This window comes from Pseudoalteromonas sp. TAP-3C (assembly GCF_059888565.1).
Genome location: NZ_JCBFEM010000002.1, coordinates 310,938 through 334,592, shown reverse-complemented (window position 1 = coordinate 334,592; position 23,655 = coordinate 310,938). Strand labels below are relative to the sequence as shown.

At 40.7% G+C, this 23,655-nt stretch carries 17 protein-coding genes; 10 read left to right on the top strand and 7 right to left on the bottom strand.

Annotation, left to right across the window (positions count from 1 at the left end):
* Nucleotides 1-24: 24 nt before the first annotated feature.
* The 4 genes from AC6H44_RS17365 (at nt 25) to AC6H44_RS17350 (ending at nt 3,881) form a co-directional block, all read left to right on the top strand.
* Nucleotides 25-1,242 carry a phosphopentomutase gene (locus AC6H44_RS17365; RefSeq protein ID WP_500739130.1) on the top strand — a complete coding sequence of 406 codons (1,218 nt, stop codon included), beginning with the start codon at nt 25-27 and terminating at the stop codon, nt 1,240-1,242.
* Nucleotides 1,243-1,319: 77 nt separating this feature from the next.
* Nucleotides 1,320-2,021, top strand: coding sequence for a purine-nucleoside phosphorylase (deoD, locus tag AC6H44_RS17360; RefSeq protein WP_500739128.1), 702 nt, complete (start codon nt 1,320-1,322; stop codon nt 2,019-2,021).
* Nucleotides 2,022-2,810: 789 nt separating this feature from the next.
* Nucleotides 2,811-3,551, top strand: a complete 741-nt coding sequence (locus AC6H44_RS17355; RefSeq protein ID WP_500739126.1) for a nuclear transport factor 2 family protein — start codon at nt 2,811-2,813, stop codon at nt 3,549-3,551.
* 9 nt (nt 3,552-3,560) lie between these two features.
* A complete protein-coding gene (locus AC6H44_RS17350; RefSeq protein ID WP_500739125.1) occupies nt 3,561-3,881 on the top strand; it encodes a hypothetical protein in 321 nt (106 codons plus the stop codon).
* Between the two features lie 3 nt (nt 3,882-3,884).
* On the opposite strand, the gene AC6H44_RS17345 is transcribed toward AC6H44_RS17350, so the two are convergent.
* The gene (locus AC6H44_RS17345) at nt 3,885-4,766 is read right to left on the bottom strand and encodes a tetratricopeptide repeat protein (RefSeq protein ID WP_500739124.1); all 882 of its coding nucleotides are present in this window, start codon (nt 4,764-4,766) and stop codon (nt 3,885-3,887) included.
* A gap of 598 nt (nt 4,767-5,364) precedes the next feature.
* Here AC6H44_RS17345 and katG point away from each other — a divergent pair.
* Complete coding sequence (katG, locus tag AC6H44_RS17340; RefSeq protein ID WP_500739123.1) at nt 5,365-7,545, top strand: catalase/peroxidase HPI; 2,181 nt, start codon at nt 5,365-5,367, stop codon at nt 7,543-7,545.
* A 697-nt stretch (nt 7,546-8,242) separates the two neighbouring features.
* Here katG and AC6H44_RS17335 read toward each other — a convergent pair.
* From AC6H44_RS17335 to AC6H44_RS17315, 5 genes are all read right to left on the bottom strand, one after another.
* Nucleotides 8,243-9,850, bottom strand: coding sequence for an IS1634 family transposase (locus tag AC6H44_RS17335; RefSeq protein ID WP_500739096.1), 1,608 nt, complete (start codon nt 9,848-9,850; stop codon nt 8,243-8,245).
* A 252-nt stretch (nt 9,851-10,102) separates the two neighbouring features.
* Nucleotides 10,103-11,704 carry an ABC-F family ATPase gene (locus AC6H44_RS17330; RefSeq protein WP_500739121.1) on the bottom strand — a complete coding sequence of 534 codons (1,602 nt, stop codon included), beginning with the start codon at nt 11,702-11,704 and terminating at the stop codon, nt 10,103-10,105.
* Between the two features lie 131 nt (nt 11,705-11,835).
* Nucleotides 11,836-12,570: a substrate-binding periplasmic protein gene (locus AC6H44_RS17325; protein ID WP_500739120.1), complete on the bottom strand. Its 735-nt coding sequence runs from the start codon at nt 12,568-12,570 to the stop codon at nt 11,836-11,838.
* 213 nt (nt 12,571-12,783) lie between these two features.
* On the bottom strand, nt 12,784-14,295 hold the full coding sequence (locus AC6H44_RS17320) for an ABC transporter substrate-binding protein (protein ID WP_500739118.1): 1,512 nt from the start codon (nt 14,293-14,295) through the stop codon (nt 12,784-12,786).
* A gap of 35 nt (nt 14,296-14,330) precedes the next feature.
* Nucleotides 14,331-15,113 carry a substrate-binding periplasmic protein gene (locus AC6H44_RS17315; RefSeq protein WP_500739116.1) on the bottom strand — a complete coding sequence of 261 codons (783 nt, stop codon included), beginning with the start codon at nt 15,111-15,113 and terminating at the stop codon, nt 14,331-14,333.
* A 307-nt stretch (nt 15,114-15,420) separates the two neighbouring features.
* Between AC6H44_RS17315 and AC6H44_RS17310 the strand changes: the two genes are divergently transcribed.
* Nucleotides 15,421-16,698, top strand: coding sequence for a tetratricopeptide repeat protein (locus tag AC6H44_RS17310; protein WP_500739114.1), 1,278 nt, complete (start codon nt 15,421-15,423; stop codon nt 16,696-16,698).
* 591 nt (nt 16,699-17,289) lie between these two features.
* Here AC6H44_RS17310 and AC6H44_RS17305 read toward each other — a convergent pair.
* Nucleotides 17,290-18,495: an IS4 family transposase gene (locus AC6H44_RS17305; RefSeq protein ID WP_500735106.1), complete on the bottom strand. Its 1,206-nt coding sequence runs from the start codon at nt 18,493-18,495 to the stop codon at nt 17,290-17,292.
* Between the two features lie 159 nt (nt 18,496-18,654).
* On the opposite strand from AC6H44_RS17305, the gene mntA reads away from it, so the two are divergent.
* The 4 genes from mntA (at nt 18,655) to AC6H44_RS17285 (ending at nt 23,634) form a co-directional block, all read left to right on the top strand.
* Nucleotides 18,655-19,044, top strand: a complete 390-nt coding sequence (gene mntA, locus AC6H44_RS17300) for a type VII toxin-antitoxin system MntA family adenylyltransferase antitoxin (protein ID WP_500739113.1) — start codon at nt 18,655-18,657, stop codon at nt 19,042-19,044.
* Nucleotides 19,037-19,456: a type VII toxin-antitoxin system HepT family RNase toxin gene (hepT, locus tag AC6H44_RS17295; protein WP_500739111.1), complete on the top strand. Its 420-nt coding sequence runs from the start codon at nt 19,037-19,039 to the stop codon at nt 19,454-19,456. Before mntA ends, hepT begins: the two co-directional genes overlap by 8 nt.
* Nucleotides 19,457-20,080: 624 nt before the next feature.
* Nucleotides 20,081-20,683, top strand: a complete 603-nt coding sequence (locus tag AC6H44_RS17290) for a class I SAM-dependent methyltransferase (RefSeq protein WP_500739109.1) — start codon at nt 20,081-20,083, stop codon at nt 20,681-20,683.
* Nucleotides 20,680-23,634 carry a DEAD/DEAH box helicase family protein gene (locus AC6H44_RS17285; protein ID WP_500739108.1) on the top strand — a complete coding sequence of 985 codons (2,955 nt, stop codon included), beginning with the start codon at nt 20,680-20,682 and terminating at the stop codon, nt 23,632-23,634. Before AC6H44_RS17290 ends, AC6H44_RS17285 begins: the two co-directional genes overlap by 4 nt.
* Nucleotides 23,635-23,655 lie beyond the last annotated feature (21 nt).

Here is a 23,655-nt window from a genome sequence, read left to right as displayed (position 1 = left end):
ACCTAGAATAGATGTGAGGTCACAATGGCAAGAGCAATTATATTAATGGCGGATAGCTTAGGAATTGGCGCAGCACCCGATGCAGATAAATTCGGTGATGTGGGTGCTAATACATTCGCACATTTACTCAAAGCATATTATGACGAGACTGGCAGTAAGCTTTCGCTTCCTAACCTTTCAAAATTAGGGTTAGTGGATGCATGTGAAGCGGCTGGTAAAGAGCCCTGTTTAATCGCTGACCGAAATGAACCACAAGGTGCGTGGGGTTACGCAAAAGAACTTTCTAGCGGTAAAGACACGCCATCGGGGCATTGGGAAATGGCAGGTGTGCCGGTGTTATTTGACTGGGGTTACTTCCCAAAAACACAACCAAGTTTTCCACAAGCGTTTGTAGACGAGTTTATTGCTCGTACAGGTATACCGGGCATATTAGGCAATTGCCATGCATCGGGAACCACTATTTTAGAGCAGCTAGGTGAAGAGCACGTAAAAACAGGTAAGCCAATCTGTTATACCTCAGCTGACAGTGTGTTTCAAATAGCCGCGCATGAAGAATCATTCGGCCTAGAGAAACTTTATCAAGTTTGCGAAATCGCACGGGCGCTGCTTGATGAAATGAACATAGGGCGAGTGATTGCGCGGCCATTTTTGGGTTCTAATAATCAAGACTATGCCAGAACAGGTAATCGTCGTGATTATTCAGTATTACCGCCATCGCCAACATTGCTTGACGTACTTGCAAAAGACGGTGGTAAAGTTATCAGTATTGGTAAAATTTCAGATATTTATGCGCACCAAGGCATTACCCAAAAGCACAAAGCGCCAGGGTTAATGAACTTGCTAGAAAAAACCAGTGAAGTAATGGCAAGCGCCCCTGAACGTAGTTTGATTTTTACCAATTTAGTTGATTTTGATGAAAAGTTTGGCCATCGCCGTAACCCTGTAGGCTATGCTAAAGCGCTCAAAGAGTTTGACGATTACTTACCGACTATTTTAGGGCAACTACAGCCTGATGATTTATTAATGATCACCGCCGATCATGGTTGTGACCCCACATTTCCAGGGTCTGAGCACACCCGTGAATATGTGCCGGTTATCGCTTATCAGCCAGGGATGAAAAATACCCCGCTGGGTGAGCGTAATAGTTTTGCTGATATAGGGCAAACGCTTGCCCAATGGTTTAATTTAAAAGCGTTAGAATATGGTGATGGCTTTATTGATAAGCTAAATACAGTTAAATAACTTAAAAATACGCTCGTTATTTTTAAAGTAATAAGGCTTTTAGCCAAACAATTAGCCAAATAAAAGGAAAACAATCGATGAGTACTCCGCATATCAGTGCAAACGTAGGTGATTTTGCGCAAACAGTATTAATGCCAGGCGATCCGCTACGCGCACAATATATTGCTGAAAACTTTTTAGATGATGTGGTACAAGTAACCGGCGTACGTAATATGTACGGCTTTACTGGAACTTACAAAGGCAAGCCAGTGAGCATTATGGGTTCTGGTATGGGCATTCCTTCAATGTCGATTTATGCGCGTGAGCTTATTGTCAGTTTTGGTGTTAAAAATATTATTCGTATTGGTACCTGTGGCGGTATTGGTAGCGATATTAAAATTCGTGACGTAATTTTTGCACAAGGTGCAAGTACAGATTCAAACGTAAATCGTGCTCGTGTACGTGGTACTGACTTTGCCGCTATTGCTAATTTTGAATTGCTTTTAAACGGCGTCAATGCGGCGAAAGAGCTAGGTATTGACGCAAAAGTAGGTAACGTATTTACTACCGATACGTTTTATCAAGCCGATGACACCTTTTACAAAGACCTAGATAAACTCGGTGTATTGGCTGTTGATATGGAAACAGCCGGCTTATATGGCGTAGCAGCAGAATACGGTGCAAAAGCCATGGCATTATTTACCGTAAGTGATCACGTGATCACCGGTGAAGCAACCCCTGCAGATGAGCGTCAAACTACGTTCAATGAAATGGTTAAAATTGCCCTAGAGTCAATTTAATTAACCGTTTAGGTTAAATACAACAGTTCCTTGGTAACGTATTCACTAAGTTTTGGAGACACGCCCAAAGTGAAGTGAGACTAAACCCCCAAAGCCGCATTTTATGCGGCTTTTTTTATGCCTGGAACGAGCTGCGGGTTGCGAGCCAAGGGCTTTGGGTTCCTAGGTTTCAGGTTCTAGGTTAAAGGTCAAAGGTTAAAGGTTTTAGCACAAGCTCGCAGCTCGTCACCCGAAGCTCGCTGCCTTCTCACTCACTTCTCTGTGTTCAAACAAGGAATCAGATTTCAGACGTCAGATAAAATGCGCAAGGTAAACCCCGTCTTGTACCTCTCAGTAATAGATGATTAACATCTGGATTTAATGTAGGCGGGGCTTTATGCCGCGCAAGGTTATTAATTAAAAATAAATATTTACCACCGAGAACACAGAGTTCACAGAGAAAAGCTTAAAAAATACCAATCCACCTCTGTGCAGCGCAAAGCCCCTCGGGAACCTCTGTGGTGAAAAATTGTTTTTAGCAATAAATGTCGTCTTTCGTTGCAGCGATTTTATATCGCGTATTTATAGGCATTTGCATTTACTCGCTCCTCGCAGCTCGTCACTCGAAGCCCGCTGCCTCCTCATTTATTTCTCTGTAAGTATTTATAACTTAATGCTAATGTTTAAATTATAAAACTTACTTTTAAAATGAACAGTTTTAGCTGATTTGGCTATGTAATAACTATCTCAAAAGAATAAAATTTGGTATGTTGCGGGTTAATTGCATTTTGTACTTGTATTAGGAAAACCATGAAATCTTCATTTTTTATTTTTGCATGTTTACTCGTTACTATGGCATTTAATACTCAGGCTGTAGCGCTATCGGCGCCGTTTAACGAGCCTGAGCAAACGCCTTCTAAAGAGCCAATTACGGTGCCTGAAAAAACGGGCAATTTACAAAACACTCATGCAGCAGAAGGCAAACTTGATACACTTACAGTGTCTACTCAAGAACAAAAAAAACCACTGATTGATGAAAGCACAATAAATGACGCCAAAGTATTAGGTAGCGAATCAACTAAACCAGCCCAACAGCCAAAAAATAAAGTTGATAAAGCCATCGCCATCGTTCAGGCAGAGCAAGCGATTACTCAAGCAAAAGACGCACTGACTGCAAGGCAACAAGTTAAAGCTAAACAGTCTCGCGAATCGCTGGCAGTAGTAGAGCAATTAATAAAAGCATACAACGCGCGCAACATTGAAGAATTTATTCGTATGTACGATGAAGATGTTGAGTTTTATATTTTCCCGAATGAGCTATTATTTAAAGGTAAAGAAAAATTAATCGCACGGTATGGCATTATGTTTAAAAAACTCAAGTGTCTTCACGCATCGCCAATCAAGCGTATTGTGCATGGTGATATTGTTATAGACCATGAGTTGTCAGAAACCTGCTCAACTGATGCAAACGTGATAGATAAACGTTCAGAGCTTATTTCAAGCTATCAAATTAAAGATGGTAAAATAGTTCGAGTCTTATTTTTTAGGTAATTATAAATTATGCAGCTAAGTGACGAGAAAAAAATCAGAGTAATGTATCGTGTAGAGCCTGGCTGTTTAGGCCCTGCGGGCGCAAGTCATATTGAAGACTTTTGTCGCTTTGCAAACAAGCATATTAAATCGCCTTATTATGCCCAGCTATTATTTTTACCCCGCTACGATAAACAAAAAGATGAGCGACAATATAGCGTTAAAAACCGTAACTTGTCTTTGGTACAAGCTAAGGCGTACTTAAATCTTTTTGATATAAATATAGACGATTTTGAAGAGCAGCTCGACGAGCTGCTCACTAAATCAATAGATTTGTATTTTAAACGCTAGGGCCTAGTCACTTGAAACAATGGCATTAAAGCTGTCGTTATTATGCAGGCTTGCAAATGCACTTTCGTGAAGCAACTCGTTACGTAAGTTAGGTGAGTACTCAAGCGCCATTTTTATATCCGCCAATGCATCGGCATGTTTGTGTGTTAACGCATAGGCACATGCGCGCTGCCAGTAGGCATAACCATAGTCACTATCTATTTCAATGGCTAAGTTACAAAGTACAATGGCTTCTTCGGTGTTATTTAATTCTAATAGAGCATCTGCCTTGTATGCAATTGCTTCAACATCTTCTGGCTTTCGCTGTAATATTTCATCAAAAATTTCAATCTTATTGGCAACATCACTTTCAAGGTTCGCACGCATCCACAATGAATGAACCTCATTGGTGGTAGATATACGTTCTTGATTACTTATAATTTCCTCAGAGCGAACACGTAATTTTTCTTCTAAAATCTTTAAACGTTCCTCGTATTCATCAGTGATCACGCTTACGCGAGTATTTACAATATCTTCAACTTTATTTTTTACGTCGCGAAGCGAGTTCCAACCCACCAAAACTAAAATAGAAGCGGTAGCAGTAATAATAAAAAATACGTTATTTATAGTATCAGTGGTGTAAGTTATTGCTCGGTCAGCCGTATCTAACTGAGCATGGGTCACCTGTTTGGTTACATCTTCACGGAGTTTTTGTTGATCTTGTCTAACCGATTTTAACTCATCGAGCACGTAGCGCTCTATGAAAGGTTTAAACATAGGTTCTTCAAGTTGCTCAATCACTTGTTGTTGCTGCTGCTCAGTAAGCGTTTGTGTACTTTCTTGCTGAGCTGATGAAAAACCAGAGAAAAGAGTCACACAAGTGATAAATAATAAATACAGACGCATTAGTATGCCTAATCAAAAACTAATTAATCCATTACTTTAACATGCGTAAATAATTGGTACTAGCCTTTAAAAAAAACCAGCTCAAGGCGAGCTGGCTAAAAACTACTTAACGGTGTCGAGGGAACAACAGGATGTAAAAACGAGTATGTGTTTGCACAGCTGAATTCATACTTAACTAAATTCAACTCGCTAAAATTAGTAAGAAATAAAGGTGCATAAGTAAATTATACACCTTTCATAACTATAATTTCATGGCGAAGGGGGGTATTCCACTGTGCACTTAAATAAATTAAGTCACTTTCAAACCCTTCACATTATATTACGTGGCTATTTTTAATTACGATCATCCTTTTTATAGAAAGTTTAAATTATCTTACTTTTGTCTTTGCATGCTGTGAGGCCATCGTATTTATAAATGATTGCAATCGTTTTAAAGCATGATTTTACGCTAGCGTATTGCTGCGGCTGCACGTATATTTATAAAACAACAGATCGCACATGTCATAAAATAAATGACACAATTGTAAAAACGCTGCTAGTTGGCAATTAATAAAAAGTATTAATGAGTGTTTTTATGTATATCTAAAAGGAGCTCAACATGGAAAATCATAAAACGGGTCAATGCCCGGTTATGCATGGTAGTAATACAACAACAGAAAACACCAATACAGATTGGTGGCCAAACTCACTTAACTTAGACATTCTTCATCAGCACGATAGCAAAAGCAGCCCTTACGATAACGACTTTAATTATGCCGATGCATTTAACTCTATTGACTTAGAAGCACTTAAAACCGACTTAAAAAACCTAATGACACAAAGCCAGCCTTGGTGGCCAGCTGATTGGGGTCATTATGGCGGCCTTATGATCCGTTTGGCGTGGCATTCTGCCGGTTCTTATCGTTTAGCTGATGGTCGCGGAGGGGGCGGTACCGGTAATCAGCGCTTTGCACCGCTTAACTCGTGGCCTGACAATGCTAATCTTGATAAAGCGCGGCGTTTACTTTGGCCAATTAAGAAAAAATATGGCAACAAGCTTTCATGGGCCGACTTAATTATTTTAGCCGGTAACATGGCGTATGAATCAATGGGATTAAAAACATTTGGTTTTGCAGGCGGCCGTGAAGATATATGGCACCCAGAAAAAGACGTTTACTGGGGCGCTGAAAAAGAGTGGCTTGCGCCCAGTGACGAACGTTATACCCATGTTGATAAACCCGATACCATGGAAAATCCATTAGCCGCGGTACAAATGGGCTTAATTTATGTTAATCCTGAGGGCGTTAACGGCAAGCCCGATCCGCTTAAAACCGCCGAGCAGGTGCGTGAAACCTTTGCGCGTATGGCAATGAATGACGAAGAAACTGCCGCGCTTACTGTAGGGGGTCATACGGTAGGTAAAACCCATGGTAATGGCAAAGAAGAAAACCTAGGGCCAGAGCCTGAGGCGGCCGATATATTCGAGCAAGGGCTTGGTTGGAATAACCACAAAACCCGTGGCATTGGCCGCGATACCATGACTTCAGGTATTGAAGGGGCATGGACAACTAACCCAACTAAATGGGACAACGGCTATTGCTACTTACTCCTTAATTATGAGTGGGAGCTTACAAAAAGCCCCGCTGGTGCTCATCAGTGGGAGCCAATTAATATTAAAGAAGAAGATAAACCCGTTGATGTAGAAGATCCGTCTATTCGTTTAAACCCGATAATGACCGATGCCGATATGGCAATGAAGCTCGACCCCGCGTACCGTAAAATTATTGAGCGTTTTAATAACGACTTTGACTACTTCACTGACGTATTTGCCCGCGCGTGGTTTAAACTTACGCACCGCGACCTAGGCCCTAAATCACGTTACTTAGGCACCGATATACCTAGTGAAGATTTAATTTGGCAAGATCCAATTCCTGCGGTTGACTACACCCTCAGTGATGCAGAAATAACCGATTTAAAAGCAAAGATACTTAATTGTGGCGTTAACGAAACCGACTTAATTAATACCGCATGGGATAGCGCGCGCACTTACAGAGGCTCTGATCATCGTGGTGGTGCAAATGGCGCCCGTATTCGCTTAGCCCCGCAAAATAACTGGCAAGGCAATGAGCCCGAGCGATTAGCTAACGTACTAAGCGCACTTGAAAAGCTTCAAGCAGGTTTAACTAAGCCTGTAAGTATGGCTGATTTAATTGTACTTGGTGGCACAGCAGCGGTAGAGCATGCAGCTAAAAAAGCAGGGGTTGATATAACCGTCCCGTTTACGCCTGGGCGTGGTGATGCAAGCGACGACATGACTGACGCAGAATCGTTTGATGTACTTGAGCCGATTCACGATGGCTTTAGAAATTGGTTGAAAAAAGACTACGCCGTTTCAGCAGAAGAGCTATTTTTAGAGCGAAGTCAGCTAATGGGGCTAACTGCACCAGAAATGACTGTACTTATGGGCGGTATGCGTGTTTTAGGTACTAACCATTCAGGCACATCTCATGGTGTATTTACCGATAAAGTAGGTGTACTCAGTAACGACTTTTTTGTTAATTTAACCGACATGAACAACCGCTGGGAGCCTGCAGCTAAAGGCGAGTACAACATAGTTGACCGTGCAAGCGGTAAAACAAAATACACAGCGACCCGGGTTGATTTAGTGTTTGGTTCAAATTCAATGTTGCGAGCCTTAGCGGAGTTTTATGCGCAAGACGATAATCAAACCCGTTTTGTACATGACTTTGCCGCCGCATGGGTAAAAGTAATAAACGCCGACCGGTTTGATATTAAATAAACCTAAGTAAAATTTAAAAAGGAGCAGCAATGCTCCTTTTTTTATATTATTTAAAGGTTAAAGGTTAAAGGTTAAAGGTTAAAGGTTACGAGCTGCGGGCAACGGGCTGCGAGGCGCGGGTAGAATAGAGCCTGTAATACGCGATGTGAAATCGCTGCTACCAAGAATAACCACCATGTAGCAGCGGGTTCACCCCGCGTTTTTGTGTTTAATAACCTAGGTCTGACGCGATATAAAATCGCTGATACGAAGGGCGTTTACTGCTATAAAAATTTTGCACCACAGAGGTTCCCGAGGCGCTTTGCGCTGCACAGAGGTGGAACGGTATTTTTTAAGTATTTCTCTGTGAACTCTGTGTTCTCGGTGGTAAATACATATTTAGGTTTAACTCTAACGCGATATAAAATCGCTGCTACAGGATAGTAGTTGGCTTTTTTATTTCCTCTTTCAGCGCAGCGTCTCATAACCTCTTTTTGAATAACGACCTTGCGCGGCATAAAGCCCCGCCTACAGTAAATTTGGATGTTAATCATACCCGTAGGCGGGAGTTTACCTCGCGCATTTTAATCTAAAATCTAATTTCTTGTTTAACCACAGAGAAGAAAATGAGGAGTAAATGAGCAAACAAAAAATATAGTCTTTCTTTGCCCCATTAATAAATTACCAATTGCGTTTTAACCGACATTCCGCAACGCTTTCAGGAATAAATTTCTTGATAGATACTGCCCATGCAATCAATGATTGTCCTGTTCCTCTGCTCTATATTCAATACTAATTCCTGTGTTTCACTTAGCGTTAACACATGAATACCCTGGAAACAGAAAAATACCCATCGCGCTGTTGGGTTTTGACAGGGCTTGTATTTTAAGTTGGGAAAATGAGCTTCCTGCGCTTTTAACTCAGCCCTCATTTTATGCTCCAGTGCGGCGTAAACCATTAAACAGCACGTCATTATCATTAACAGTGCCTCTATCCGCTCTGGTTTTTTCAAGTAAAGTGATGAGGTTAAAAAGTCAGGGCTCTTTAAAAATCGAAATCCTTTCTCAACACTTTGTTGGGATTTGTATAAACTGAGCATTTTTTCCATCGACAGCGAATCGCGTAAATCATTCGTCGCCAGTATAAACATGCCTTTGTCTTGTAACCTCGTTTTTCTCGCTGCTAGTGTCCAATAAACTGTGCCTGTAATTTGATATTCAATACTATCGGGTTGTTGCATTAGCTTTGGACGACCACTGCGTTTAAATACGCCCTGCTCAATGATTTCATGCGCATATACTTCACTGTCAGGATGCCCTTTTTGCCACGTTTTTAATGCTTGCTCTGCATCTAAACGACACGCAAATTTTTGTTTGTTTAATTTCTTAAAGGATTTTAGCGTTTCATTGCTTTCTTTTTCCATCCGCTTAGTGAGCGTATGTTGCTCTCTATTTTTGGCTTGCTCACTTTTGAGCAATAACCAACGCTGCTTGACTTCTCCATATTCTGATGTCAACCAAGCGCCGCTATACCCATTGTCCATCTGCTCGAAATCGAGTGTATGTTGTGCCTTGATGGCTTCTTTAACCTGTTTTAATTTTTGTGGCGCACGGGAAATAAAAAGCTGCGCTTGTTCGTGAAGTGATTGGATCGTTTCTGCGGTATAAAGCGCTGCATCGCCAATAAAGTAACGGCTATTCTGTGCCGCTTTGAGACTGCTTATATGCTGTTTTACAATCTGTTTAAAGCCTTCGCTATCATTGCTATTACCGCTGGCTGCTTGCATATAAATAGGGATCCCCGCTCTGTTTTCTGTGATCAAATTCAATATAACTTGATTTAACTCAGGGCGGTGATCTCGACTATAGCCTTTGACAAGTTTGATCGCTTGGCTATCAATATCATCCTCATACTTACCATCAACATGAATACTGGTTGAGTCTAAATTGATACCTTCACAAGGAAGGTTTAAGTGCTTTACAACGTGGGCTGATAAGGTTTGATAAATACCGGAAACACCGGCGTCATACAGTTTATCAAGGCAACGACCTAATGCATCATCATTAATGTACTCAGCTTTTATCCCTTCTCCAATAAGGCGCTCAACGGGGCGCTCTTTAAAGTATTGCGGATACATATGCAGAGTGCGGCCAACAAAACCAAGCCCATTTAAAATCATGGCTTCAACAAGTTGACCATAAGAAATCAACTTATCAGGGCTTTGCTCAGGGAGTGATTGATCAATTAACTTAGCAATACCAAGTTCTTTGTTCATACCTGCAACTAAACCTAAATGATCAAGACTTTTTGTTGAATAAGACGCCATAAATTTTACACCACTTAAAGATAAGTAATAGATCAAAAATGGAGATCGTCGTCAAGCTTTTTTATTAATTTTTTTGGGTGCGGAAAGACGGTTTTAATGAATACCAAACACAATTCTGCCGAACCCCGAACCCCGAACCCCGAACCCCAGGCACAAAAAAGCGGCGCTTGAATAAGCACCGCCTTTAAATAGTTTAGGCTGTTTTTTAACCTTTAACCTTTAACCTTTAACCTTTAACCTTTAACCTTTAACCTAAGCTACTTTATTTTCTTCGCAGCTTGCTAGGTACTCGTCAAATGTACCTTGAAAGTCAATCACTTGCTTGTCTTTTATATCAATGATACGGGTAGCCAGTGACGAGACAAATTCACGGTCATGGCTTACAAATATAAGCGTACCTTGAAAGTCTTTTAGCGCATTGTTAAGCGCTTCAATGGCTTCCATATCCATGTGGTTTGTTGGCTCATCCATTATCAGTACGTTCACGTCTTGCATCATTAATTTACCAAACAATAAACGGTTTTTTTCACCACCTGAACAATTTCGGGCTTTTTTATTGGCATCGTCTGCGGTAAATAATAAGCGACCTAGCATGCCACGCACCATTAAATCGTTATGCTTAGCAGTACGCCATTGCGACATCCAATCAAACAGCGTTAAATCGTTATCAAAATCTTTTGTGCTGTCTTGTGGGCAATAGCCAAAGGTGGCATTTTCAGACCACTTAACTTCACCTTCCAAGCTTTTAAGCTCGTTAACCAAACAGCGTAAAAGTGTGGTTTTACCTACTCCGTTTTCGCCAATTACCACAAGCTTAGCGCCGGCTTCGAGCAGTAAATTGCCACCGGTAAACAACATTTCGCCATCAAAACCATGGCCTAGCTTGGTTAGCTCAAGCGCTTGGCGATACATTTTTTTGCCCTCATCAAAGCTCAGTGACGGGCTCATACGGCTTGACGATTTAACTTCATCAAGCTTAATTTTATCCATTTTTTTAGCGCGCGAACTCGCCTGTTTAGCTTTAGAGGCGTTAGCGCCAAATCGGTTAACAAAGTCTTGCAATTCGTCTATTTCAGCGCTCTTTTTTGCGTTTTCAGCAAGTAACTGTTCGCGTTGTAAGCCTGACGCTTCAAGGTACTTTTCGTAGTTACCTGGGTAAATACGTAGCTCACCGTAATCAATGTCGGCCATGTGGGTGCATACCGAGTTTAAAAAGTGACGGTCATGGGAAATAATGATCATGGTGCATTTACGTTGGTTAAGCTCATTGGCAAGCCAGGTAATAGTATGAATATCTAAGTTATTGGTTGGCTCATCAAGTAGCAAAATATCAGGGTTAGCAAAAAGCGCCTGCGCTAAAAGCACACGTAATTTCCAGCCCGGTGCTACGTTTGCCATTAAACCATAATGAAATTCTTTATCAATACCGGCATCAAGCAGTATTTCTTCTGCGCGGCTTTCGGCTGTGTAACCGTCCATTTCGGCAAATACACTTTCAAGCTCGGCTACTTTCATGCCGTCTGCTTCACTCATTTCTGGCAGAGAATAAATGCGGTCGCGCTCTTGTTTTACTTTCCAAAGCTCAACGTCGCCCATAATCACCGCATCTACTACACTGTATTGCTCAAATGCAAACTGATCTTGGCTTAGGTTACCTAATTTTAGCCCCGGCGTAATCGACACATTACCCGCACTCGGCGTTAGCGCCCCGCTTAAAATTTTCATAAAAGTCGACTTGCCACAGCCGTTAGCGCCAATTAAACCGTAACGATTACCGTTACCAAATTTAGCTGAAATGTTTTCAAACAACGGCTCTGCGCCAAACTGCATCGTAATATTTGCGGTGGAGATCAAAAAAAGTAATCCTAGAAATTAAATGGCAGGGTTAAACAGCAGCAATGCGCCGCATAAATAAACAAGCAATAGAGTAAATTATAGGCCGCGAATTATACAGATCCACGCGACAAGATGAAAGGTAAAAGAATCTAGTTTTGTGGTTTGTATATGGCGTGTATAGCGGTTTTATTTTGTCCAATTAACTGATTAATTGTTTGTAATTCTATTTGGCTGATGGTTTTTTTGCTCAACATTAAATGAATAGAGCTTTTATGAATTTCTGCCATGTTAGTAACCGGCTTTACATTTAAATACTTGTTTATAAAATACTGCGCTGCAAGTTCATCTTCAATAGCGTAATCAACCCGGTTTTTATTTAGCATAGCAAAGCGTTTATCGGCTGTGGGCATCATAATAACGTGAGCGGGGTGGTTTTGTTTAAACTGCTCAAACGCAGGGCCATAATAACCACCACGGCCAATAGCGAGGGTTAAATCTCTATAAAAAATATCGTTTAGGCTATTTACATCAGGCGATTCGGTGTATTTATAAAGACGCATTACTTCATCACGATACGTATCACTAAAGTAGGCATATTCAGCTCTGTTCAAGGTTTTACTGGCAGCAAATAGTATATCAATACGGCCTGCTTTTAGTTCTTCAAATGCGCGAGCAGACGTTGGCAGTAATACAAACTTTAAACAAAACGATGAGTTTTTAAAAACAGTGTTTAACACGTCAATTTCAATGCCAGTAAGTGTGCCGTTAATAGCCACTACATAAGGCGGCCAATTGCGCTCATTGGTACCTACGTTAAGCGTTTTAGTACAAGCAAAGGCAGTAAAATTACTCATTAGTAATACAACAAAAGCGATTTTTAGCATTTTATTACTCTAGGTCATATTATTGTAATTATAAACCAAGCTGCAGATTTAGCCTGTTTTACATTCACTAAAGCAGGAGTGTTGGCTAACTATGTTTTATTTAATAGCGTCAAATATAGGAAAGTAGCCCTTGTTGTTCACGGATTTTGCAACCGTATTTGACATAGGCTTGATATTGCATAGCCAATACCTAAAATAACACTACCGTTCGTTTTAGGGGATCGGGACTAAGCCTAACGACGCTCTATAAGCTTTTAGTTGTTTGTCGCGGCCAATTTCATCGGTTAGTTTATTCCAACCTTGCTCTATATTAATCACGGTTTGGTCAATAGACTGGGTGTGCCTTAGGTATTTAGCTACTTCAGTGTCGAGTATGTCTCTAAAATAGCGGTTGTTTTCAAAAACTCTCAAATCAAGAATAATATTGGCGTTATTAACGGTTTTAGAAATAGAGCCCAAGTAATAATGCAGCGTACTTTCACTCATGCCTTGTTTAAGCCAGTTTTTGTGGTTAATCAATTGAGAGGTACGATACGGATTCATACCGGTGGCACCTATGGTTACATCTTCATTCGATTGCAAAGGCTGAGTAACATATGACAAGTAGTTATAAGCAAGGTTTTTTTTATGTTTTGAGCTGGCATTATTAATTGAGCCTACCCAACCACCAAAAGCTGCATAAGGGGCATAGTTAATATCGCCAATGGCAAACGGACATAAGTTAGCATTGCAACGTTCAAGCTGGCCTGTTTTGCGGTTTAATACCTCAGTAGCTCCGGGCAATATACTCACCCCTATTTTATTTTTTACTTTAGATTCAGGTAACACGGCCATAGTACCAATGTCGCCCCATTCAATGGCAAGAGCGCAGCGCCCGCTTATAAACGCATACCTTACATCATTGGTATCAAAGTTAAGTTCATCAGCAGAGCCAAATTCAGTGGTTTTTTTATAAATTTTTAAGGCTTTTTTAAAGGCATCGTTATTCACTAATGGCGCCATGGTTTTAGTATTAAAAAATATGCCTTGAGAAGTGCCTTTGCTTTGCAAAAAACTGCCCGCAATCGAAAGCAAAGACCAATACGATTGCTCATTGGCTTTTTTAGAAATGCACGAGCCAAAATCGCCCTTGCCATCCCCATTCATATCAACACCATTTAATTGTTTAGCAATAGCAAGGTAATCATCCCAGGTTCTAGGTGGAGCCAAACCATACTTTTCTAAAATATCGAGGCGGTAATAGAGTAAATGTATATCACCATCGAGCGGAATCGAGTAAATTTGGCCGTTATATTTAGAGCTAAAGTCTCTAAAAAAACGCGATACATCATTCCATTCAATTAAAGAGTCGGAGGCTATGTAATTATCTAAACGCGCTAAATAATTATTTTCCGCAAAATCCACCATCCAGAGTGAGGCGTAGGCAATAATATCGTATTGGCTGGTTGACGAGCTTAAATCCTTGTTTATTTCGTTATATAACTGGCCAAAAGGCACTTTGGTGACATTAACTTTAATACCGGTCTGTTGTTCAAACTCTAAGCCTCGTTGAATCAAAGGTTTGCTAATAAGGGTGCCTAAGTCAACCGCGAGCACATTGAGCTGGGTAGTGGTTTGTTGCGGTGTGTTTGATTGGCTTTCTATTTTAGAGTGGGGCAGGGCACTTTGTGCAATGCATTGAAAAGCCAACATTAAGCTTATAACTAAAGTAAATACAACGCTCATAAAAAACTCAACCACAACAACATGTAATTACTACTCTAGTCTAGATTTTGTGGAAAGGGAAAAGGCAGGTAGTCGTAAGCAACAAATAATGCCTCTAACTCACCGCTGGCAAGTAATTTTGCAAATCCGGCGTCAAAAATTTGTGCTAATTCACGGCCTTTAGCGTTATCGGTAAAGGCAATGTATTGTTTTATAGGCACAATGTTTTCGATTTGGTACTGTTGCGGGTCAAAATTCATTTTTGAAAGCTCAGCGGCATTAGCAATCAGGGTTTGCTGTAGCGCTTTACGGTTATCTAAAAAGAAATCAAGCCTGTCGAGCTTGAGCATTTTAACGCCTTCAATTCGCTGGGTAACCTGCTGCAAATCTATCGGCACATACAAATAATTATTGTAATTAGCGCCCCTTAGCGTACCCACCGATCTGTTTTGTAACGAATACTCGCCTTGCCAATCTTTAAACCGATCTTTTTTAAACATTGCCGACACAAAAGTTATATCGTAATGCCATACCGGAAAGTACAAGCCTTCCACTTCATTTTGCCTTGCGCTTAACATGGCATCAGCATTGCCATTGGCCGTCCATCGATAGGCACGAGAGTGAGGCACAATCATAATATTAAGTTCAATCGATTGCGCAGCAAAAATTTTAGTGAGCATATCAACGTAAAGGCCAGAGCCGTCTTTTTCTACCAGCCCGTCAATGGTGTCGGTAGCCAGTACAATTTTTTTAATATCGCTCGACGCCCAACCACTGCTAGGCACGCCTAGGCAAAGCGTTAAAAGTACAGCTAATAACCACCTAAACTTAACATTCATTGTCAGTAACACCTCGGTACTTAAACATAGCAACACTAGTCAACAGTATATTCATACTAGAAAAAGCTGAGTAACGATCTTATGGATAAACATAGCACACTATAGTGACCCATAAGTGAAAGGTGCAAAATAGTATCATTTTAACCCTAAAGCAGTTAATAAATTAGCAGGGTTGGTGTTAAACAATTGCATTGGCGATAGAAACCAAAGGGTTGTTGAGCTGGCATGTATGACTAAAAAAAGAGTATTGTTGCTAATTCAATCTATAGGTACACTAAAAGTAAATGAATCAGTAAAGGTATAACTTATGTCGTCAGCTAAAATTCGCAGCGAAGTGATAAAACTCAGTAAACTAAGTACAAAACAGCCCGATTACTATTTTATTCAGGGCTACTTTTTAGGGTTAGGCTTACTGCCCGACGTAATAATGCCCAGCCAATGGCAGCCAGACCTATTAGGTGAAATTAATTTTACGACAGACGCTGAGTTACAATACCTTGAAAGCTTGATGGCAAGTTATAACATCAGCATGCATAAAGTGATGACCGAAGACCTTAAAATGCCCACTAAATGCAGCTTATCGAAAAGCGATTATCGCGACTCACTTAAAGCAAATATGCCTTTACCAAATTACTGTAAAGGGGCATTACAGGCACTGAAGTTTATTGACAAACGCAGCCTAGAAAAACATCAAAAAGAGGTGCTAGCAAGTTTGAATGAGGTACTTAGTGCGTTTAGCGCTGAACAAGCTGCAGTGAAAAAATTTGCCGACAACCAAGGCTTAGCGCAAGCATTTAAAAAAAATTACACTTACTTTGTAGCCGACGTACTTTACAACATTCGTTTTATTGAAGACACAAGCTGGAGCGATGAAGACGAAGCCGCGTTTAACGAACAATTTTTAGAAGAGTTTGCAGGTGAACATCGCAACGATGATTTTGATGCTGCTAAAATGCTCGACGACGAAGTGATTGATCATTTAATGGAAGCAATCCTTAGCGACTTTACCTCCAGCGCGTTTGAACCGATAGAAGCGTTACTTGAACTGTTTGAGGGCATTATAACAGAGCAATACATAGCACAAAACCAAGGCCACTTTTGGCTTATCCACGAAACACGCCCTTATATGATGTTACGAGCGCATCGTGCACAAATTAACGCATTACAAGGCAATATACAGCTTGCCATAGACGAGCTGGAAGCACTGTTGCAACTAAACCCCATGGACAACCAAGCGAATCGCCATTGGTTAATGAACTGCTATGTAATCAAAGGCCAATGGCAAAAGCTGGATGCGTTTTTGGCCGACTTTGACAGCGAAGAACTCCATGCCACAGCTAGTCGCGCCTTGAGTGAGTTTCATAAAAATGGTGATTCTAGCCAAGCTAAGCAATACAAAAAGCAGCTTAAACAGCTTAATAAGCATTTTATAAAAATACTCACCGGGCAAGAAAAACTAAAAAGTGACCAAATTGAGTTTTACAGCCCAGGTAGCAAAGAAGAGGTAGGCATTTATTTAAACTCACTTGGCAAACAAGCCTGGATAGCCACCGAAGGCAGCTTGTTTTGGCTAAGAAAAAAGTAAATGAAAAAAGGTTAAGGGTGAAGGGTTAAGGGGGAAGGGTTAAAGGTGAAGGGTTAAAAAACCAGTACGCGGGTTAGGAATGCACATTAAATCGCGTAGCAGCGGGTTCACCCCGCGTCCTGTCAAAGGTTAAAAATAGCGGACCGCTGGCACATCCTAGCACCTAGAACCTTTTTTGCACAAAGAGCAGACAATGAGGGTAAATGAGCAGACAAAAGCGGTGTGCTGCGGAACATTTCTTTGTAGGTCGTCATTTATGGCGACAATGTCTAATGTTGAAAATTGACGCGCTAAAGCACGACCTACATAAAGCCTTGGTGTTTTTTCTCTAAAGCGCAGCGCCTCTTAACCTCTGTGGTGAATAAATTACTTAAAACCAGTTGCACAAAGAGCAGACAATGAGGGTAAATGAGAAGAGCTCGAAATGCTCGTGCTTCGAGTAACGGACGACGGGCTAAGACACAAACCTAGTACCTAGTCACTTTCCTAGAACCTAGCACCTCATGGTCTTTTTGTGAATAAATCACTTAAAACCATTTTGTATAAATAAAAGTGAATTATCGGTTTTAGTGCTGAGAGATCCCCACGAATTTAGCCTAAATTATCAATTTGTATAGTCAGAAGTGACAACTGGCTATACACATAAATAATGAACTGCCCATCAGGCTCATACCTAGGATCATCAACCACTTCTTTGCCAAGATAAATATAGGACAATACTCGTCGTTTTTTCTCTGTATTCGCTTGTAATGCCGCATCCCCTTGTTGTGCCGACACGGTGTACCCTATGCACCATAAGACAAACAACATTAACGCCGCTATGAGCAATAAATTATCAAACCTTTCTGCGCTTCTTGAATTTGCAAAGGCTAAACTAATGCCAAGTTTTGCATTCTTAGTGTCTCTGAAACTTTCTTCTATTTGCATACGTTGTTTATATAAAGTCACAATCCGTTGAGGCTTATCTGTAAATTGTGTAGGTAAATTAAACACAAGTAGCCAAGGCTCTTTGGCCTTTTGTTGTTGGTATTTAACCGTTGTACATTGAGATTGCCCACCCCGTTTTTTGATTTTTTTACGTCCCTTGTTTTTCCCTCTAAACAAAACACCTTGGCACGCGAAACGAACTGTTTTTCCGTAGTAAATCTGTGTCAGAAGGTGTGGTTTATCTGTTGCTTGCTCAAACCATGATTTACAATTTCGCCATGTCTCAAGGTCGCTAGATAAGGTCACATTGCCTCTGACGCGCCCAAGCCAATACCAGCCTTTATCTTCTATGGCTTTAAACCATGGCGTTCTAAAAATAGCATCAGATAAAATAATAGGCTGACAATCTGCAGGTAAACACTGTGCCAAGCTATCGAGTAAGTGTTGATGAGCCGCTTCGGTATTTAATTCGCTTTCAGGATACACTTTTTCATAGAGCGTTAACGCTCTTCCCCCCATTGGTATGCTTGCCCTGAGCACTTGAAATATTTCGCCGCCATTAATAGGTGACCAGTCAACGATAATAAGTGGGTGTTGTTGCTGGCCTACTAAGCATTCGGTCATATGTTCATAGAAACAAAGACGTTCTTGATGCAGGTTAGCATTACCAATCAAACGGTCTGCGCGTTTAATATCATGTTTTTTATCGGTATTAGAAAATGATTTTAATCCGCGGCCTAGGTAAGTGACAGTAACGCGCTGGTCACGCAAGCCTGAGTTAACAAACGTAAAGACTGTATTTAAACGTGTTTTATGAATTTCAGGGTAGGCAATGGCAATATCTTTGTGTAATATTTCGGTGGCTTTCATGATTATGAGTGAGTTTTTTTATAGTGAAAAAATTTGATCACAAATAATCATGAGAGTCTACCATTAATTTTTATTTTGTGGGGATTCGTCAGGTTTTAGTGTTCACTATAAAACAGATAAGTTATGATTGTGCTAGCTTTTTATTAATGGTTTTGTATTGTGGGCAATGATATTTTTCAACAGATAGTTAATTACTTGCAGCAAAATAGCGACATTGAGGTGGTTTGGTTATATGGCTCTCATGCCAAAGGTACAGCGCAACCGCATAGTGATATAGATCTTGCTATCGCTTTTAAAAATTTTAACCTTAGCGCGTTTGATAAACGACTCAGACCCAAAGAACTCGAGCTTGAAATCAGTAATGCGCTTAGCCTAAACGAGCAGCTTATTTCAATTGTTGATATAAATTTAATCCCCAGTTACCTTGCATTCAATGTAGTAGAATACGGGCAGGCCATTTTAGGAAAAAATAGCCTTAGAGCGATGAAAGAGCAGCAACGAATTTACAGCCAATTTGAATTTGAGATGATAGCGAGTAAGCATGACTGATACAGGAATATCACTTTATATTAGTGAAGTAACACGGCATATCGACGAATATATGCAAGAACTCGACGAATTAAGCCAAATAGATCAACTTAATAGTAGAGACTATCGTGCAGCAGAGCGCTTGTTACAGTTAATGACAGAAGTGTGTATTGGTTTGGCAAAGCATTGGCTTAAAAAATATAAAAACAGTACCAGCAGTAACGCTTATCAAACATTTAGCGAACTAACGCAACTTGGGGCTTTATCAGACAACGAATTGCTTTCATGGCGTAAAATAATTGGTTTACGTAATGCCCTTGTGCATGATTATTTGAATATAGACCAAGAAATTGTGAAAACGATTATTAAAAAACAACATTATGTGACCATGCACGCGTTTAGCCAAAAAGCGATAGCCGAATTAGCGAGTTAAAGTAATTAAAATGGGTAAGGTTAAAGGTGAAGGGCTAAAAATGCACATTAAATCGCGTAGCAGCGGGTTCACCCCGCGTCCTGTCAAAAGTTAAAAATCGCGTGCTGCTGACGACACCTAAAACCTAGATCACCAGTAGGTCGTGCTTTAGCGCGTCAATATTGCGTTAAAACGCAGCGGGTTTCGGGTTTCGAGCTACGGGCTTCAAAATAAACCTAGCACCTAATCACTTTCCTAAAGACTAGAACCTAATACCTAAAACCTAAAACCTAAAACCTAAAACCTAAAACCTAAAACCTAATACCTAGAACCTAAACCCTAAACCCTAAACCCTAAACCCTAAACCCTAAACCCTAAACCCTAAACCCTAAACCCTAAACCCTAAACCCTAAACCCTAAACCCTAAACCCTAAACCCTAAACCCTAAACCCTAGCACCTTCGTTAAATAAAATATAACCAAGACTAAATTCTTAATTTTTTCTAACTAGCAGCTATGTACTTGGTACTAATCAGAAAATTCTATGTTTTTAATACATTTTCATGTTAGATTAGGATTAAACTTAATCAAAGCTTAACAAGTTAGTAGTTAAGTATTATTCATAAACCACGGAGCGGTAAATTAAGTGCCGACTAAAACACTCAGTTACTACAATCAAAACGCACAAAGCTTTAGCGACTCAACGCTTAATGTTGATATGTCGGCGCTTTACGCTGAGTTTTTACCGCTTATTCCTAACCACGGTCATATTTTAGATGCTGGCTGCGGTAGCGCCCGCGATGCCATGTACTTTAAACAGCAAGGTTTTACTGTTAGCGCGTTTGACGCAAGCTCCGAGCTTGCAAAGTTAGCCAGTAATTACTTACAACAAGCTGTAGAGGTTAAAACCTTTCAGCAGCTTAATTGTACAAATAAATACGACGGCATTTGGTGCTGCGCCAGTTTACTTCACGTGCCTAAGAACGAACTCCCTCAGGTATTTTTAAAGCTACAAAATGCGCTAAAACCCAACGGGGTTTTGTATGTGTCGTTTAAATACGGCACGCAAGAGCGTATACACAATGGCCGCGAATTTACCGATTTAAATGAAGACGGATTAACCGCGCTCATTACTCAGCACACCGAGCTTAAAATAATAAAACAATGGCAAACGGTCGACCAACGACCAGAGCGTGAAAGCGAAGTGTGGCTTAATGCGATAATTAACGCGCAGCGAATTAATAAATGAATAGTTTTAACGAACAGCACCAATTGCAAAGTAATAAGCAGCAGCTTATTACGGGTGCCGATGATCCGCTATTACCCAATCTTGTGCATGCAATAAATAATGCCACAGAGATTGAAATCACAGTGTCATTTATCCAACCCAGTGGCTTGGCTTTGTTATTTGACCCACTCAATGAAGCTTTACAAAGTGGCGCAACATTAAAGCTGTTAACCTCCGATTACCTTGATATTACTCATCCTAATGCGCTCAGAGAGCTAATGGTATTAGTTGATCGTGGTGCCGATGTGCGTATTTACCAGACAAAAAGCAACCAAAGCTTTCACATGAAGTCGTATATTTTTGTCAAAACAAACGACACCAACGAAATTACGGCTGGTTGTGCATTCATCGGCTCCAGTAACATTAGCGCCAGCGCATTGACTAAAGGTCATGAGTGGAATTTTAGACATGATTACATGCAGCCAAAAACAAGCCAAGCAGCGCAGCAATTCTTGAGTATTCGCAATGCTTTTAATCATATTTTCAACCATGAGTTTGTCACCCATTTAAGCCATGAATGGATTAATAACTACATTGCTAGGCGAAAAGTACAGCAGTTTGTAGCGGTAAACCATACCGATACAGCGGAACAAATTATTGAGCAAAGCGAAGCTAAAACACCAAGGCCAGCTCAAATTGAAGTGCTCAATGCTTTAGCGCAAACTCGCACTGAAGGCTTTAAACGTGGCTTAGTAGTGTTAGCAACAGGCATGGGTAAAACATGGTTAAGCGCGTTTGATGTTAAACAATTTAAAGCTAAACGGGTATTATTCGTTGCGCATCGTGAAGAAATACTTGTACAAGCACAGCGAACTTTTGCTGAACTACTGCCGCTTTCAACGGGATTTTATAACGGTAAACACCGTGACAAAAACGCCGACTGTATATTTGCCTCTATTCAAACCATTGGCCGTAGTAATCATTTAAAACAATTTGCGCCAACGGCGTTCGACTACATCATTGTTGACGAGTTTCATCATGCCAGCGCCCGTGTTTATCGCCAGCTATTAAACTATTTTGAACCACCGTTTTTACTGGGTTTAACCGCCACGCCAGAGCGCACCGACCAAGCCGATATTTTAGGATTGTGTGACAACAACTTAGTGTTTGAGCGAAACTTAACGCAAGGGATAGATCAAAAGACGTTAGTGCCGTTTCATTACTATGGTATTTGGGACGAAAACGTAAACTACCAGGCCATTCCATGGCGCAATGGTCGATTTGATCCCGCAGCACTAGAGAACAAATTTGTGACACAAAAACGTGCCGATCATGCGCTTGCACAGTGGCAGCAATATAAACAACAGCGTACGCTAGGCTTTTGTATTTCCACCAAACATGCCGATTACATGGCTGATGCGTTTAATAAAGCGGGTGTAAAAGCGCTGTCAGTTCACAGTCAATCAAAAGTACGCAGAAATGAGGCGCTTAAACAATTAGAGCAGCGCCAAGTTGAAGTACTATTTACCGTTGATCTGTTTAATGAAGGGACTGACTTGCCCAGCATCGATACCATATTAATGCTGCGCCCAAGTGATTCTAAAATTCTGTTTTTACAGCAATTAGGGCGTGGCTTGCGTACGCTAGAAGGTAAAACCCATTTAGTGGTGCTCGACTTTATCGGTAACCATCATAGCTTTTTAAATAAGCCTTATGCGCTACTGCATGAAACTACGCCAAGTGGTGTAGTTAAAAAGCTTAAAAAGCCAAATCTTGCTGACGGTTGCTTTATAAATATTGATTTAAAAGTCACCGACTTTTGGCAACAACTTGCTAAGGCGCAGCGCACCACCGCCTTTGAAGATATAACACAACTTGCTGAGCAACTCGGGCATTTACCTACCTTAAGTGAGTTTTACTACCACTATGGTGATATAAAAAAGGTAAACAGCAATTACACTAGTTGGTTTGAGCTAATTGCTAAAACACACAACATTGATGATGAAGCACAACAAGGTGCTGAGCAACTAGCGCCGTTCTATGACTTTTTACATAAGGGCATACAAACAACCAGTATGACCAAATGCTTTAAAGCTATCTTGCTTGAAGCTTATGTGGCATTAAATGGTTTTGCTATTCCCCCAACAGTTGCAGAACTTGCAGCTATGAGTGCTAAAGTATTAGCGCGTCATCCAAATTTAAAACAACACGATTTATCAGCCAAAGAGCAGCAAGCTGCCGCTGATTCACAAACGTGGCAAAGCTACTGGCGTAAAAACCCAATCAAAGCTTACACCAATAAAAATAAAGATGGCACGCAGTGGTTTACGCTAGAAAACGACACAGTAAAAGCCACGTTTGACGTACCCGCAGATAAACTCGAATTATTAAACAACGCCGTGTTAGAGCTGATTGAATACAGCTTAGCTAAATACAGCCAACGGCTAAAAGTAAACGTAGCAACAAGTGAACAAAACAATATAGAGCAACAAGCTGATAATGTGGCTCAGTTAGAATTCAAACAGCTTGATGATGTAAAAAAAGAGCAAGATAACGCATTAAAGCTGCCGTACTTCCCCAATATAAAAATTGCCTGTGGGCATTTTAAAACAGGGGATGAAAGCGACATGGAATTAATCGACGCAACACTTGGCGCAGGCAAGCTCGACCCGCAAGTGCATTTTTTAGCGCATGCATCAGGTAACTCAATGAATGGCGGTAAGCACCCAATACTTGATGGTGATTTACTGCTACTTGAGCTTATAACTCCTGATAAAGCAGGATCGCTACGCGGCCAAATAGTGGCGATAGAGCGAGATGATATAGGCGGGGAAGGGCAGTACTTACTGCGCAAAGTGAATAAATTACCTAATGGGCAATACGAGCTAATCGCTCAAAACCCCGATTACGAAGTAATGATTGCCGATGAAAGCATGCGAACGTTCGCACGGTTTAAACAAGTGGTTGTGTAATTTTAATGTGATTGTAGGCGC

What these genes read in the sequence shown, in the direction of transcription:
- AC6H44_RS17365 (WP_500739130.1), top strand. Translation starts at nt 25, where the DNA reads ATGGCAAGAGCAATTATATTAATGGCGGATAGCTTAGGAATTGGCGCA.
- deoD (WP_500739128.1), top strand. Translation starts at nt 1,320, where the DNA reads ATGAGTACTCCGCATATCAGTGCAAACGTAGGTGATTTTGCGCAAACA.
- AC6H44_RS17355 (WP_500739126.1), top strand. Translation starts at nt 2,811, where the DNA reads ATGAAATCTTCATTTTTTATTTTTGCATGTTTACTCGTTACTATGGCA.
- AC6H44_RS17350 (WP_500739125.1), top strand. Translation starts at nt 3,561, where the DNA reads ATGCAGCTAAGTGACGAGAAAAAAATCAGAGTAATGTATCGTGTAGAG.
- AC6H44_RS17345 (WP_500739124.1), bottom strand. Translation starts at nt 4,766, where the DNA reads ATGCGTCTGTATTTATTATTTATCACTTGTGTGACTCTTTTCTCTGGT.
- katG (WP_500739123.1), top strand. Translation starts at nt 5,365, where the DNA reads ATGGAAAATCATAAAACGGGTCAATGCCCGGTTATGCATGGTAGTAAT.
- AC6H44_RS17335 (WP_500739096.1), bottom strand. Translation starts at nt 9,850, where the DNA reads ATGGCGTCTTATTCAACAAAAAGTCTTGATCATTTAGGTTTAGTTGCA.
- AC6H44_RS17325 (WP_500739120.1), bottom strand. Translation starts at nt 12,570, where the DNA reads ATGCTAAAAATCGCTTTTGTTGTATTACTAATGAGTAATTTTACTGCC.
- AC6H44_RS17320 (WP_500739118.1), bottom strand. Translation starts at nt 14,295, where the DNA reads ATGAGCGTTGTATTTACTTTAGTTATAAGCTTAATGTTGGCTTTTCAA.
- AC6H44_RS17315 (WP_500739116.1), bottom strand. Translation starts at nt 15,113, where the DNA reads ATGAATGTTAAGTTTAGGTGGTTATTAGCTGTACTTTTAACGCTTTGC.
- AC6H44_RS17310 (WP_500739114.1), top strand. Translation starts at nt 15,421, where the DNA reads ATGTCGTCAGCTAAAATTCGCAGCGAAGTGATAAAACTCAGTAAACTA.
- AC6H44_RS17305 (WP_500735106.1), bottom strand. Translation starts at nt 18,495, where the DNA reads ATGAAAGCCACCGAAATATTACACAAAGATATTGCCATTGCCTACCCT.
- hepT (WP_500739111.1), top strand. Translation starts at nt 19,037, where the DNA reads ATGACTGATACAGGAATATCACTTTATATTAGTGAAGTAACACGGCAT.
- AC6H44_RS17285 (WP_500739108.1), top strand. Translation starts at nt 20,680, where the DNA reads ATGAATAGTTTTAACGAACAGCACCAATTGCAAAGTAATAAGCAGCAG.